This is a genomic window from Roseimarinus sediminis (assembly GCF_050433125.1).
GTDB classification, from domain to species: domain Bacteria; phylum Bacteroidota; class Bacteroidia; order Bacteroidales; family Prolixibacteraceae; genus Roseimarinus; species Roseimarinus sediminis.
This window is the reverse complement of record NZ_JBNPXV010000016.1, coordinates 39550-53922: the sequence shown is the minus strand read 5'-3', so window position 1 is coordinate 53922 and position 14373 is coordinate 39550. Positions and strand designations below refer to the sequence as shown.

Sequence of the window (14373 nt, the reverse complement as noted above, 5' to 3'; positions counted from 1 at the left end):
AACAAACAAGGGGTGAAGCTACAAAACTTCACCCCCTGGTGTAAAACGCAATTTTCTTTGCTATTTAAAAAATGCATCGAGCCGGTCGGCCATTGAATTGGCCAATAGAACCGCCTCTTCGTATTTGTCTTTTTTCAATGCCCCCTTTTCTTCAACCGACGGATTGACTACTTCCCATTTAATTTCCTCGGAGAATTTTTCCAGGTTTTTCACGCCTCCGCCATTCCAGCTGTACGATCCAAAAACACCCAGAAAGTGATCTTTTATTCCTTTGTGCACCAATTCGTTCACAGCAGCTTCAACACTGGGAAACATTTCATTATTGTAGGCACAGCTTCCAACAATCACTCCCTTGTATTTAAACACATCGCTGATGATATGCGACACATGGGTTTTTGAAGCATCGTAAATCCGAATGTTCTTAATACCTCGCACTGCCAGCTGACGGGCAATGACATCGGCCATTTTTTCGGTATTTCCATACATCGATCCAAAAATAATGACCACCCCTTTTTCGGTGATATAGCTGCTCCATTGCTGGTATTTTTCCATAATGTAAGCAAGGTGGCTCCGCCAGATGGGACCATGCGAAGGAGCAATCTGCTTTATTTCGAGTCCTTCGAGTTTCACCAGCGCACGCTGGGTGTGCGGGCAATACTTACCAACAATGTTGGTGAAGTAACGCATGGCTTCTTCTTCGTAAAACGAAAGATTCAGTTCATCGTCGAAAATGCCGCCGTCGAGTGTGCCAAAGCTACCAAAGGCGTCGTTCGAGAAAAGTATTTGCTGACTGCGTTCATAAGTCACCATGCTTTCGGGCCAGTGTACCATCGGAATGGTATGAAAGCTGAGCTGATGTTTCCCCAAATCGAGTTCATCTCCATCGGCTACCACCAGGGTATTTTCGGTGATTCCGTAAAAATTTTCAAGCATTGGAAATGTTTTCTTGTTTCCAACGATGGTAATTTCGGGATATTTCATCTTCAATGCGGAGAGTGAACCCGAATGATCGGGCTCTACATGGTTAATTACCACATAATCGACCGCCCGGTCGCCCAGCAGCTCATCCAGTTTTTCAAAATAATCGTCAGTAAATTTGCGATCAACAGTATCGATCAGGCAAACTTTATCGTCGACAATGAGATAAGAATTGTACGTTACCCCGTAGGGCAGCGGCCAGAAATTCTCAAACAAACTGGTACGACGATCATTAACGCCCAGATAGAAAATGTTATCGGCAAGGTGAACCTTATGCATAGCTCGTGGTTTAAAATTTAACGCCTGCAAATTTAAGTGTTTTAAGGGAGAAAGCCTGTTCCCTCCTGAACGATCTGGCCATTTTAACAATATTTTCACCAAATGTTCGGCAGTACACGTGGCAAAAGTTTATTTTTGCAAAAAAGAATGAAATATGGCGATTGACAAAAAAACCCGCGCATTGCTATTTCCAAAAATCGGCAAATGGTCGATGATCGTTTTTGCACTTTTGCTGCTGGTAGCAGGCGTGCGTGCCTTTGAATTGTTTGGATACATTTTTAAGGAAAATGTTAAAAAAGATGCGGTAATTTACATTCCCTCCGATGCAAGCTTCGAAGATGTGGAAGCCCTGCTGATTGAACAGGATCTCCTCAATAACATGAAAGCATTCAGCTGGGTTTCGAAGAAAAAGGAATACAAAAAGAACATAAAACCCGGCAAATACGAACTCAAAAAAGGATGGAACACCAACCAGGTGGTGAACGTGTTGCGTGGTGGCCTTCAGGATCCGGTCGATGTTACTTTTAACAATGTACGAACCTTTGAAGAACTGGCCGGTAAATTAAATCCCTATTTCGAAGCCGATTCCATGCAATTGCTTGCCGCTTTCACCAGCGAAGAGCAAAGCAACGATTACCCTTTCGGGCATGAAAATTTCAGGGCCATGTTCATACCCAACACTTATGAATTTTACTGGACCAGCAGCCCGGAACAATTTGTTGAACGCATGCACAAGGAATACCAGCGTTTTTGGAACGACAGCCGAAAAAAAAAAGCGGAAGAATTGGGTCTGACGCCGGTCGAAGTAAGCACCCTGGCTTCAATCGTACAGGAAGAGAGTGTTAAAGCTGAAGAGCGCCCCATCATTGCCGGCCTGTATCTGAATCGCTTAAAAAGGGGAATGCTCCTTCAGGCCGATCCGACCATCAAATTTGCCATCGGCGATTTTACGGTACGACGCATCACCAACGCGATGCTCGAAAGCGATTCACCCTACAATACCTACAAATATGCGGGGCTTCCTCCCGGCCCCATCAACTTCCCCGAAATTACATCGATCGATGCCGTTTTAAATGCCAAAGAACACAATTATCTGTACATGTGTGCCCGCGAGGACTTTTCGGGCTATCATCATTTTACCCGTACACTAAGTGAACACAACCGAAATGCAGCCCGTTACCGCCAGGCACTTAACCGAAATAAAATCTGGAAATAAAGTCTTTCGTTTCTCCTTTGCGATCATCCTTCCTTTTACCGCTTTCCTTTGCCTCTTTATTACTATGTTGAATGCCAAATTGGGAAACATTTCTTTCTGCCGGCCAAGGGCAAACTGCTTGCCAGCGCTTCTGTCGTCCCGGTTGTTGATGGAAAAGCACATGTTCCGCTCTACTCCATCAACGGACTTGCAGGAATAGGATTCGCTTTTAAAATGTTGTAATTTTGACCACGAAAAATTTAGCTTTACCCTATGAGAAATGCACTATTACTAACCGGCGCGGCGGCACGAATTTCGCAGGAAGTAGCACTCATCGACCAGCTGATTGAACACAGGCAGCTGAACATCGATCAGGAAAATACCATGCTGGCAGGTTTCAGTTCTGGTGCCTTAAACATTGCTGCAATCAACGCCTGCTTCAGAACTGAGCAGCCACTTTCGTGGGATAAGCATTTTAAAGAAGATTTGCTTTTCAAAGCAAAAACGGCCGATGTGCTGAATACCGGAAAAACACTTCCTTTCAACACCACCCCGCTGCGAAATATGTTGAATGGATTTTTGGATAAAGCAGGAATGAAGAACTTTGATCAATGCCGCTTTAACACTTACATTCTGGCCTTTTCGTACAGGCGACTAAGCACCATTTGGGTGCACAACCGAAACAAACATCACAACGAAAGTAAACTCTTGCCCTTGCTGATGGCTACCACGGCCATTCCTCTTATTTTTCCTGATCAGCCAATAGTTAATAACAATCCCAAAAATCAAAAATTTCTGAATGGAAACTTTGCCGATGGCGGAATCGGGGGCTCTTTCAAACGGTTTGAAAAGCACTTGAAAAAAGAGTTCAGACAAAACGGACCTTTCGACAATATCTACATAGTTAGCCCCATGCGCGAAGTGGTTAAGGAAGACTTTGATGCACTCAAGGCACTGATTCCTGCCAGCGACCGTTTCAAAATGGATTTGAAGGAATTTAAAGTGTTGAGACTCTTCCTTGAAATGATTTCACAAAACGGCTTCGACACCTTTGTTAAACGGCTGCATCGCTGGTCACGCAAGCATAAAATTGCTTCGAACATTTACATTTCAATACCAGCCCTGGAAAAGAATTTTCCGATTCTCAATTTCGACTTTCAACAGGAACAATACGAAGCTGTTAGTGACTGGGCGAGAAAGCATCCTGAAAAAGTTTGCATTCCCATTCATCAGTATGTCAGAAAATTTGAAAATAGCCCGCTGCGAAAAATAAGGGTAAGCCTGAAACGGAAACTGATACACCACATCCGTAGCTGGAGAAATCGCTAGCAAGCAATTCATAAAACAAAGGCACAAGGTAAACTACCCTGTGCCTTTGTTTTGAATGATCAGTATTGATTTACGATTTTTCGAGTTTCAGGGTTTCTGCAACACGGTCGCATACTTCGCTTGGACCGAAGTATTGAATTGGACCGGGATATACAAAATCGGTTTTTACCGCCCACTCGTCACGTTTCGAAGCAAAATAAGTAAATGGCTTTCCATCGAGCTCAACCAGCGCTTTTTGAATAACCGGCTTCATGTGTCCGTGTCGGCGTTCCATGTTCATCATCATGGTAATTGGGATACCGCCGGCAATCCACTCGTCGGCCGGAGCAATGGTGTTACGCACCGACGACATGTAACCGGTAAGGCCACTGTTGATCAAAGCCGAAGCATTGTAACCCAAAGAATAGCAGTAATCGGCATCAAAGTTCGAAGGAGCTGCACAACGTCCTTCATAGCCAAAGAAGTGGTCCTGCGAACCAAATTTGCCTGCGTATTTGTTTTCCAGCTTGCGTTCGGTCAATTCGGCCTCTACCATTTCGATGAGCAACTTCTCTGTATCAATTTTCGATACCTGTACGTTACCATGCGGGTCACGGTCGAGTGTCAGCTGAGTGGCAATTCCTTCGGGTAATGAACGAAAAACAACCGATGAAGCGGGTGTCAGTTTTTCGGCTACCCAATCAACGCGGTGCGATTTCTTAACATGCGAGAAAGCCTGAGCAGTTGCTGTTCCTTCGGCCAGTAATTCATTGAGCTCATTAATGAGCACCTTCATTTCAGGAATGAATTCAATCAGTCCTTCAGGAATCAGTGCCACCCCAAAATTATGTCCGTCTTCGGCCCTGCGTGCAATCACGTCGGCCATGTTGTCGACGATTTCGCCAAGCGTTTGCTTTTTCTCAGCTACTTCTTCCGAAATCAAACAGATATTGGGTTGGGTTTGCAGTGCACATTCCAAAGCAATGTGTGAAGCCGAGCGCCCCATCAGTTTGATAAAGTGCCAGTATTTTTTTGCTGAATTGGCGTCGCGCATAATGTTTCCGATCAGCTCGGAATATACCTTGCAGGCCGTATCGAAACCAAACGATGTTTCGATCATTTCATTTTTAAGGTCACCATCGATGGTTTTGGGACAACCAATTACCTGAACTCCGGCATCAATTTTTGCATAGTATTCGGCCAGCACACAGGCATTGGTATTTGAATCATCGCCACCAATTACAACAACAGCATTGATGTTCAATTTTTTGCAATTAAGTAATCCTTCGTCGAACTGGGCTTCAGTTTCGAGTTTGGTACGACCTGAACCGATGATGTCGAATCCGCCGGTATTGCGGTATTCATCAATAATCTCAGCTGTGAGCTCAACCACTTCATTTTTCATGAAGCCGTCGGGACCACCTAAAAAGCCATACAATTTGTTTTCAGGATTGAGCGCCTTCAGCCCGTCGAAAATGCCTGAAATAACATTGTGACCACCGGGTGCCTGACCTCCTGAAAGAATCACTCCTACATTCTGCACTTTTCCGGATGCCCCGGTACTTGCATCGTCTGCCGAGAAAGTAACCAAAGGCAAACCATAGGTATTGGGGAAAAGCGCTTTGATCTCTTCCTGATCGGCAACCGATTGGGTTGCATCACCGTTAACTGCTTTTACATTTCCTTTTAAGGCTTTGGGAAGTTTGGGCTGATATTTGGCCCTTTCTTTTTGTAATGCGCTAATAGCCATTGTCTTGTTAATTTTTATGATAATCAAACTATTTCAAAATGCTTAAATGAGCCAATTCAACCGAAATAAGCGCTTGACACTTTTTCAGCAAAATAGCACATAAAACTAACAATCAAGGCGTTGATTTCATTCAATTGCTTATGAACAGGAAGAAAATTTAAACATTTGTTAGCATTGGCTAGCTGGTAAAAAAGTCGAACACATTGCCAATGGTTGAAGTTCGTCCTTTGTATAACTCAGTATAGCCACAATTCCGACAACTCACCGTTGTAAACTTCTTGTTTTGTACATCAAATATTTTTGCAAAGGCACCACCGGTAGCCCTCATCTGATCGACTTCATACTCACGGTTTCCACACTTCGGACATAAAAATTGTTGTTGGTTCATCTTGTAAGGTTTAAAATTTAAACGAATTTACGACAAGTATAGCAAGCTCAAAAATAAGTTGGAGTAAAAAAAACGGTAAGCATGCTGAAACCATCCGTAACATCCGCAAAAAAGCCGGTTAATTCTTTGCTTCATTCAAAATAATCGTCACAATAAAAGCCGGTAACATGGTGATTACCGGCTTTCATAATGCTAAAACTGCTTTTTTCAGTTCAACATCATTTCAACTTTCCCTGCCGACTGGCTTTCTTTCACGCTGTATGCACGGGCAAAATTCATGATGTATTCAACACATCCTTCCGGAGCTTTTTTCATTTCCTGATTATTTTCGGACGCTAAGCGAACAGATGTTAAACCATGTTCATTTCCGGCTTGGTATATGCTGTAATAAAATTTTAAGGTAAAACTTTTTTTCATAGGCACGCTATCGTTTTAATGTTTAAATAAGTAACGTGCCTGCGTAAAGTTTATTATTCGGAATGCCGCTTTTTTTTTAAATCTTAGTCAATTCAATTCCTTTACTATTAATTATTTTTCGCAAATTAATCAGGGCATAACGCATACGACCAAGTGCCGTATTGATGCTTACCCCTGTTTGATCAGCAATTTCTTTAAAACTCAGCCCCAGATAATGGCGCATGATCACCACCTGTTTCTGATCATCGGGCAATTCCTCAACCAGGTCACGCACTTCGTTCAAAATTTGTTCATTAATCATCACCTCCTCCACATTCTCTTCTGAAAAGCGGGCCGAGTTGAACAAATCAATTTCAGAACCATCGTTCGAATAAGTATTCATGTTGCGTTCGCGACGATAGTGGTCAATGATCAGATTATGGGCAATACGCATCACCCATGAAGCAAATTTACCATTGTCGGTATATTTGCCCAGATTCAACGATCGGATGACCTTAATAAAGGTTTCCTGAAAAATATCTTCTGCCAGGTGTTGATTTTTAATGGTTATCAGGATATAAGTGTATACCTTATCCTTGTAGCGCTGTATCAGCTCTTCGAGTGAAGTAAAATCACCATTCAGATACGATTGAACCAACTCATTATCGCTCAGGTTATTTCTGTCGATCATTACCTTATTATTTTGAAGTTAATTTAAGGTAGAGTTGTTTCTATAAGTATCTCCTATCGTTTTAATGGTGAAACAAAATGTTAACTTTGCCTCAAAAATAAGTATTTTTCATTAACGTACAAATAATTAGGTACTAAATGTCAGCAAAAACAGCATTAACCGACCATATACACATCAAAGGAGCCCGGCTCCATAACATCAAAAACATCGAACTTAAGATTCCCCGAAACAAACTGGTGGTCATTACAGGGGTATCGGGCTCAGGAAAATCGACACTGGCATTCGACACCCTTTATGCCGAGGGACAGCGTCGCTATGTTGAAAGTCTTTCGTCGTATGCCCGTCAGTTTCTGGGCCGAATTAACAAACCCGAAGTCGACTTTATCAAAGGAATACCACCAGCCATTGCCATTGAACAGAAGGTGAATACACGCAATCCCCGGTCGACTGTTGGTACATCGACCGAGATTTACGACTACCTTAAATTACTGTTTGCAAGAATCGGTAAAACCATTTCACCGCTTTCGGGTAAAGAGGTGAAGAAACACGATGTGAGCGATGTGGTCGATTACTTGCTTTCTTATCCCGAAGGTACGCGTATGCTGGTTCTTACTCCCTTTCATACTGATCACCACCGAAAACCGGAAGAAGAAATTGGTCTGCTTTTTCAACAGGGATTTACTCGCGTTGAACTGAATAATGAACTGTTGAAAATCGATTCGGGCGAAACCTTCGAAAAGATGAAAGGACATGAAGATGAGCTGAATGTGGTCATCGATCGCATCGCAGTGAGTAACAGCGATGATAGCATCAGCCGCATGTCTGATTCAGTACAGTCGGCTTTTAACGAAGGCCATGGAAACTGCGTTATCAAAGTCTTTGTTGATGATCAGGTAGAAGCAAAAAGCTTCTCACATTGTTTCGAGCTCGATGGAATGCGCTTCGAAGAACCTTCGCCCGACATGTTTAGTTTTAACAACCCGCTGGGTGCCTGCCCAAAATGTGAGGGCTATGGAAAAGTCATTGGTATTGACGAAGACTTGGTCATTCCCGACAAAACGCTGTCGGTTTACGATGATGCCATTGTTTGCTGGCGTGGCGAAAAAATGTCGGAATGGAAAAATCAGCTCATCCTGCATTCCGATCGTTTCAATTTTCCGGTACACAAACCAATCGAAGACCTGAGCCCCGAACAAAAAAAATTACTCTGGACCGGCAACCGCTATTTCGACGGGCTTAATGCATTTTTTAAACACCTCGAAGAAAAAAGCTATAAAATACAGTTCAGGGTAATGCTCGCCCGCTACAGAGGCAAAACCATTTGTCCCGACTGCAATGGGTCCCGATTAAAGAAAGAAGCCGCTTATGTAAAAATCAACGGCCTTTCACTGCACGAGCTGGTTTTGCTGCCCGTCAACGAACTGCGTCCGCTTTTTGCAAAGATGGTTTTTCCTCCGCATGAAGAAAAAATTGCATCAAGACTGCTAAAGGAAATCAATAACCGGCTTGAATTTCTTTGCGATGTGGGGCTTGGTTACCTCACACTCAACCGACTTTCATCGAGCCTTTCGGGCGGAGAATCCCAGCGGATTAATCTCGCCACCTCATTGGGAAGCGGACTGGTCGGTTCGCTTTACATACTCGACGAACCCAGTATCGGGCTTCACTCGCGCGATACACAACGACTGATTGGGGTTCTGACCCGCTTGCGCGATCTGGGCAACACCGTTGTGGTGGTCGAACACGATGAAGAAATCATCAGGGCAGCCGATCTGCTGATTGACATAGGCCCCCGGGCCGGAACGCATGGCGGAGAGGTCATTTTTACCGGCAGCCAGGAAGAACTGATTAACGATCAGAAAAGTCTGACTGCAGCCTATCTGACAGGAAAGGAAAAAATTGAAATTCCCGACCAACGGCGCAAATGGAACAATTTCATTGAAGTAGCAGGTGTCCGCGAAAACAACCTGAAGAACATCGATTTAAAGATCCCGCTCAACGCCATGACGGTGGTAACAGGTGTGAGCGGATCAGGTAAATCATCGCTGGTAAAACAGGTCATTTATCCGGCACTGGCCAAGCGTTTTGGAGCCTATGGAGAAAGAACCGGCAAACACGATAAAATCAAAGGCGATCTCCAATTGATTCATGGTGTTGAATTCGTCGATCAAAACCCGATTGGTAAATCATCCCGCTCCAATCCGGTAACCTACCTTAAGGCTTACGACGAAATAAGGGCCCTGTTTGCCAGTCAGCAAAGTGCAAAGGTACAGGGTTTAAAGCCATCCCACTTTTCATTCAATGTCGATGGAGGACGCTGCGACGAATGCCAGGGTGAAGGTCAGATTAAAGTAGAGATGCAGTTCATGGCCGACATCTATCTTGTGTGCGAAAGTTGTGGAGGCAAACGATTTAAGGAAGACATTCTGGAAGTTCATTTCCATGGTAAAAATATTCACGATCTTCTTGAAATGACGGTTGATGATGCCATTGATTTCTTTAAGAGCAACAAAGGAAGCTACAATCAAAAAATTATTAAGAAGCTGCAGCCACTGCAGGATGTAGGTTTGGGTTATGTGCAGCTGGGACAATCGTCGAGCACCTTGTCGGGAGGTGAAAGTCAAAGAGTAAAACTGGCTTCATTTCTGGCAAAGGAAAAGAGTGAACACACACTTTTCATCTTCGACGAACCAACCACCGGGCTGCACTTTGAAGACATAAAAACCCTGCTAAAATCGTTTTCAGCGCTGCTCGAACGCAACCATACCCTGCTCATCGTAGAACATAATATGGAAGTAATTAAATCGGCCGACTGGCTGATCGATCTGGGCCCCGAAGGCGGAGATTTGGGTGGAAATCTGGTATTTGAAGGAACACCCGAAGCACTGATCAAAACTAAAAAATCGTACACCGGTCAATACCTGAAGGAGAAACTAATTTAAAGCAGTTTCTCCTGACTGTCGATTAGCTCATTGAGCCGTACCAACTCTTTGCGAAAGTACCAGGCCACAATGAGTGCCGATACAAAACCAGAAACCGGCATCGACAACCACACCCCGTCGAGCCCCAGAAAGCGGGGAAAAATCATCAGTAGCGGTGTTAACACAATCACCTGGCGCAACAATGAAATGATCATGGCCAGGCGTGCCTTGCCGGTCGATTGGAAATAATTTCCCACCACTACCTGAAATCCTACCAGTGCCGTCATCGCCAGTCCGATACGAATCCCCCTGACACCAATATGGTATAATTCCTCGTCGGTGTTATTAAACATCCTGACAATGGCACCCGGAAATACTTCCACCAGAATAAATCCTGCCACGGCAATCAGCGAGGCAATTTTTATTCCTTTAAACAAAGTCTGTTTTACCCGATCGAAATTTTTTGCCCCGTAATTATAACCGATAATGGGTTGAGTAGCCATGTTCACGGCAACAACACACATAAAAATCATCGACATAACACTCATCAGTATTCCGTTGGCCGCTACGGCAATATCATTCCCAAACCTTACCAACTGAAGATTAAAAAGTGCATGTACCACACTTGCTGCCAGCTGCATGGCAAAAGGCGCCATCCCAATGGCCACAATTGCCTTCACCACCGGAAACTCAAGCCGCATGTACTTATAGTGTAAATCGACCACCGAACGGCGTCTGATAAAATGGCTCAACACCCAAACCGACATCATCATCATCGAGATGAGGGTGGCAAAGGCAGCTCCTTTAACTCCCATGTCGAGTACAAAAATAAAAATTGGATCGAGCACAATGTTGATACCTGCACCAATGAGCATGGAATACATGGCTACCTTTGCATTGCCCTCGCTGCGAATTACATTGTTGAGTGAAAAACCAACCACCTGAAAAATAACCCCCGGGAGTATAATCATCAGGTAATCCTGGGCATATCCGATGGTATCATCCGAAGCCCCAAATACACGCAAGAGCGGATCTTTAATGAGCATGGTGAGCACGGTAATAAAAACCGAAACCAACAACATGAGTGAAAAACCATTACCCAGTGTTTTCTCTGCCTTTACCTGATCTTTTTCACCCAGACTGATTGACACCTGGACGCCTGTTCCCACACCAAACAACATTCCAAAGGCCATCATGATCAGCATGATGGGAAAGATGATGCTTAAACCCGAAAGTGCAGCAGCACCCACCCCCTGCCCTATAAATATGCGATCGACAATATTGTAAAGCGCACTGACAAATACACTGACAAATGCAGGCCAGTAAAAACGCTTAATTAATAATCCTACCTTTTCATTTCCCAGCGCATGTGTTTGATCCATTGATTCACTTATTTTTTCCAGGTGAGTATGCAATCGCACATCCCACCAATGCTATAAAAACTAAATTCGAACAGATGAAAAGTGTATTTGTTTACCTTGTTAATTACCTTTGCAGCCTAAAGTAAGAAAACAATGACAACAAAAAATGTAAACGATGCTTTAATCAGCAGACTGTATTCAAATACTGAAGCAGAGACACTGGCTGCCATTGACGAAATCGGGCAAAGTGGCAACAGCGAATACATCCCCATGTTGCTTGATCAGCTTGAGAAAAATGATAGCAGTGAAGTAGCACAAAAAATAATGCGTCTGCTTTCGGAAGTGAAACATACCAATGCCGTGCCCGTTTTGGTTTCAGCAATTGAAAATGCAAAATCAGAGGAAATCAAGGAACAAATTGTCAGAGCATGTTGGGAAAACGGACTCGATTACACCAATTATTTATCCACTTTCATCAACTTGCTGATCAATGGCTCTTACATGCTTGCCTTCGAGGCGTATACACTGATAGAGAATACGGAAGGTCATCTTTCCGAAACATCGGCAAAAGCATACATCGATCAGCTAAAAGAAGCATTGGCCGATGCAAGCGACGACAGAAAAATACTACTGCACAGCACCATACAATTTATCCCTTCGCTTATCAGGGTGCAATAAATGCTTCCTGCACCCCGACTATTTGCTTAACAGGTTGATATCACGCAGTAATAATTCGCGATACGATTTACCTATGGGCAACGACTGTTTGCCCTCTTTGGTTTTGACCTCAATCGAATTGGTTTTGATCAGTTCAATTTTGCTGCGATTGACAATGTATGAGCGATGAATCCGGAAGAACTTGTCCGAAGGCAATTGGTCCATGATGGCTTTCATGGTGAAATGAATCGTATAGCGTTCATCGTTGGTATACACCACAATATAATTTTCAAGGGCTTCAATCCAAACCACATCTTCGTAACGCAGTCGCTTAAGACTGGCATTATTTCGTATAAAAAAGTCTTCCTTGGAATTTGAAGCCGGAAGCATTTCTTCGCGTAACTTATTAACTGCTTTCTCGGTAGCCTTTAAAAAACGCACATAAGTTACCGGCTTTAGTAAATAATCGGTTACATCGTATTCAATGGCATCGAGCGCATATTTTTCCTTCGACGAAACAACAATGATCTGTATCGGATGATCACCCAACGACTGCATGAACTCCACACCGTTCATATCGGGCATTTCAATGTCAAGAAAGATCAGATCGATCTTTTCTTCATCCTTACGGATAAAATTCATGGCTTCGATGGCCCCTGGGAAAGAAAAATACTGATCGAGTAAATCGGTTTTTTCCACAAACTTTTCAAGCAATTTTCTCGACAGCTTATCGTCATCAATAATCAAACAGTTCATAGTGAATCGTCATGTTTAATTCAAATATAGTTAAATTAGGCATTAAAATAAAAACTATTTAACAAGCTATAAGTTAGTTTCAGCTTCAAACTTTCTAATCAGTTGATCGCTTCCCCTGACCGACTTTTTCAACCACTCAAGTAAGATTTCATTGCGCTGGCTGCCAGTAAGTTTCCAGTCAACCGTGCTCTGCTTCAGTTGATGCGTTAAGTAATGAAGGATGATGGCAGCTGAAACAGAAATATTAAAACTTTCGGTAAAACCATACATCGGAATTTTCAGAAACTCATCAGCATTTTCACGCACGCTTTCTGAAATTCCCTTTAACTCGGTACCAAATACGAGGGCCGACTTCCCGGCAGCAAGATCGAAATCTTCAAGGTTCACATCATTTTCATGTGGCGAGGTGGCTACAATACGGTAACCATCGGCCTTCAGTCGTTTGATCGCTTCAAGGGTATTGTTTTCTCCTTTCTTATAGTGATGGATCGACAACCACTTGGAAGCTCCCAGGGCCACCTTGGGGTTTACATCAAATTTATTGTAATTTTCAACCACATGAACATCCTGAATTCCAAAACAATCACAAGTGCGTAAAACGGCACTGGCGTTCTGGCTTTGGTAGATGTCTTCCAGTACAACAGTAAGATAACGCGTTCGGTTTTCAACCAGTTGATTAAAAAGATTAAACCGATTCGCTGTAAGATAACTTGAAAGATATTTTACCAGTTTTTCCTCCATGATAAATGCGCAGCCAAAGGTACAAAAAAGGGAGAACCTTTGTTTGTCCTCCCTCAGAATTTCTTTACATCAAAAAAAACTATACGCTTTCTGATAATTCACTTCCTGGCTTAAATTTTACCACGTTTTTCTCGCTAATTTGAATTTCTTTACCAGTTTGAGGGTTGCGTCCGGTACGAGCGCTTCTTTTAGCTACTGAGAAAGATCCAAATCCAACCAAAGCAACACGGTCACCAGCTTTTAATGCTTCACTGGTAGCATCAATAAAGGCGTCTAACGATTTTTTGGCATCAGCTTTTGTCAGGCCCGACTTTGCAGCCATGGCATCAATTAATTGAGCTTTATTCATAAGTTGAGATTTAAGGGTTATAAAACTACGTTAACTCACACAAATATATTGTTTTTAGTGAGCTTTGCAAACATTAACAATAAAAAAAAACGCTGAACATTCAGTAAAATAGGGGGTTTCAGACTTAAGCTGTCGTAATTTTTCATAATAATACTATTGTCGATCATGACATTACCCATTGATTTACAAAAGAATAAGCACTGGCACATAAATAACAAACACTGAAAATGAAGATATTAACTACTGTTGATAAAATATTTGTTGAACGAAGGGATAGGAAGAGGTTTCCGACCAGCTATTTAAGCCCGTTATGGCAAAAATGAGCATTTAAAAGCACTTAAAATTCATGACTAATTTTTGGGGGATTGAAAAAAACGTCTATTTTTGCATCGCATTTCAGGAGAGATGGCAGAGTGGTCGAATGCGGCGGTCTTGAAAACCGTTGACCGTGCGAGCGGTCCGGGGGTTCGAATCCCTCTCTCTCCGCAAAACCAAAGCCTTGCAACTTGTTGCGGGGCTTTTTTGTTTTCACAGAGCGTGCAACTCGTTGCAAAGCGAAGGGGAAACAAAAAAGACCAAAACCGAAGGTTGGCTTTGGTTTTG

12 protein-coding genes and 1 tRNA gene are annotated in these 14373 nt (G+C 43.0%); 5 read left to right on the top strand and 8 right to left on the bottom strand.

Annotation, left to right across the window (positions count from 1 at the left end):
- Positions 1 to 60: 60 nt before the first annotated feature.
- Complete coding sequence (locus FHS86_RS16825) at positions 61 to 1257, bottom strand: FprA family A-type flavoprotein (protein WP_429416433.1); 1197 nt, start codon at positions 1255 to 1257, stop codon at positions 61 to 63.
- Positions 1258 to 1411: 154 nt separating this feature from the next.
- On the opposite strand from FHS86_RS16825, the gene mltG reads away from it, so the two are divergent.
- Positions 1412 to 2473, top strand: a complete 1062-nt coding sequence (gene mltG / locus FHS86_RS16820) for an endolytic transglycosylase MltG (protein WP_429416430.1) — start codon at positions 1412 to 1414, stop codon at positions 2471 to 2473.
- Between the two features lie 252 nt (positions 2474 to 2725).
- Positions 2726 to 3781, top strand: coding sequence for a patatin-like phospholipase family protein (locus tag FHS86_RS16815; protein WP_429416428.1), 1056 nt, complete (start codon positions 2726 to 2728; stop codon positions 3779 to 3781).
- Positions 3782 to 3851: 70 nt separating this feature from the next.
- Here the strand turns inward: FHS86_RS16815 and FHS86_RS16810 are convergent, their stop codons facing one another.
- The 3 genes from FHS86_RS16810 to FHS86_RS16800 form a co-directional block, all read right to left on the bottom strand.
- On the bottom strand, positions 3852 to 5510 hold the full coding sequence (locus FHS86_RS16810; RefSeq protein ID WP_429416425.1) for a diphosphate--fructose-6-phosphate 1-phosphotransferase: 1659 nt from the start codon (positions 5508 to 5510) through the stop codon (positions 3852 to 3854).
- 178 nt (positions 5511 to 5688) lie between these two features.
- Positions 5689 to 5898 (bottom strand): zinc ribbon domain-containing protein, encoded by a 210-nt coding sequence (locus FHS86_RS16805; protein ID WP_429416422.1) that lies wholly within the window; start codon positions 5896 to 5898, stop codon positions 5689 to 5691.
- 493 nt (positions 5899 to 6391) lie between these two features.
- A complete protein-coding gene (locus FHS86_RS16800) occupies positions 6392 to 6985 on the bottom strand; it encodes an RNA polymerase sigma factor (RefSeq protein WP_429416419.1) in 594 nt (197 codons plus the stop codon).
- A gap of 137 nt (positions 6986 to 7122) precedes the next feature.
- On the opposite strand from FHS86_RS16800, the gene uvrA reads away from it, so the two are divergent.
- Positions 7123 to 9927, top strand: coding sequence for an excinuclease ABC subunit UvrA (uvrA, locus tag FHS86_RS16795; RefSeq protein ID WP_429416416.1), 2805 nt, complete (start codon positions 7123 to 7125; stop codon positions 9925 to 9927).
- Here uvrA and FHS86_RS16790 read toward each other — a convergent pair.
- Positions 9924 to 11288, bottom strand: a complete 1365-nt coding sequence (locus tag FHS86_RS16790) for an MATE family efflux transporter (protein ID WP_429416413.1) — start codon at positions 11286 to 11288, stop codon at positions 9924 to 9926. The genes uvrA and FHS86_RS16790 overlap by 4 nt on opposite strands.
- A gap of 132 nt (positions 11289 to 11420) precedes the next feature.
- On the opposite strand from FHS86_RS16790, the gene FHS86_RS16785 reads away from it, so the two are divergent.
- Positions 11421 to 11945: a HEAT repeat domain-containing protein gene (locus FHS86_RS16785; RefSeq protein ID WP_429416410.1), complete on the top strand. Its 525-nt coding sequence runs from the start codon at positions 11421 to 11423 to the stop codon at positions 11943 to 11945.
- Between the two features lie 18 nt (positions 11946 to 11963).
- Here FHS86_RS16785 and FHS86_RS16780 read toward each other — a convergent pair whose 3' ends face one another.
- From FHS86_RS16780 to FHS86_RS16770, 3 genes are all read right to left on the bottom strand, one after another.
- A complete protein-coding gene (locus FHS86_RS16780) occupies positions 11964 to 12680 on the bottom strand; it encodes a LytR/AlgR family response regulator transcription factor (protein WP_429416407.1) in 717 nt (238 codons plus the stop codon).
- 66 nt (positions 12681 to 12746) lie between these two features.
- Entirely contained in the window at positions 12747 to 13421 is a 675-nt protein-coding gene (locus FHS86_RS16775; RefSeq protein ID WP_429416404.1) for a TrmH family RNA methyltransferase, read from the bottom strand.
- A 79-nt stretch (positions 13422 to 13500) separates the two neighbouring features.
- Positions 13501 to 13770: an HU family DNA-binding protein gene (locus FHS86_RS16770; RefSeq protein ID WP_429416401.1), complete on the bottom strand. Its 270-nt coding sequence runs from the start codon at positions 13768 to 13770 to the stop codon at positions 13501 to 13503.
- 399 nt (positions 13771 to 14169) lie between these two features.
- Here FHS86_RS16770 and FHS86_RS16765 point away from each other — a divergent pair.
- Positions 14170 to 14256: transfer RNA gene (locus FHS86_RS16765), tRNA-Ser, on the top strand.
- Positions 14257 to 14373 lie beyond the last annotated feature (117 nt).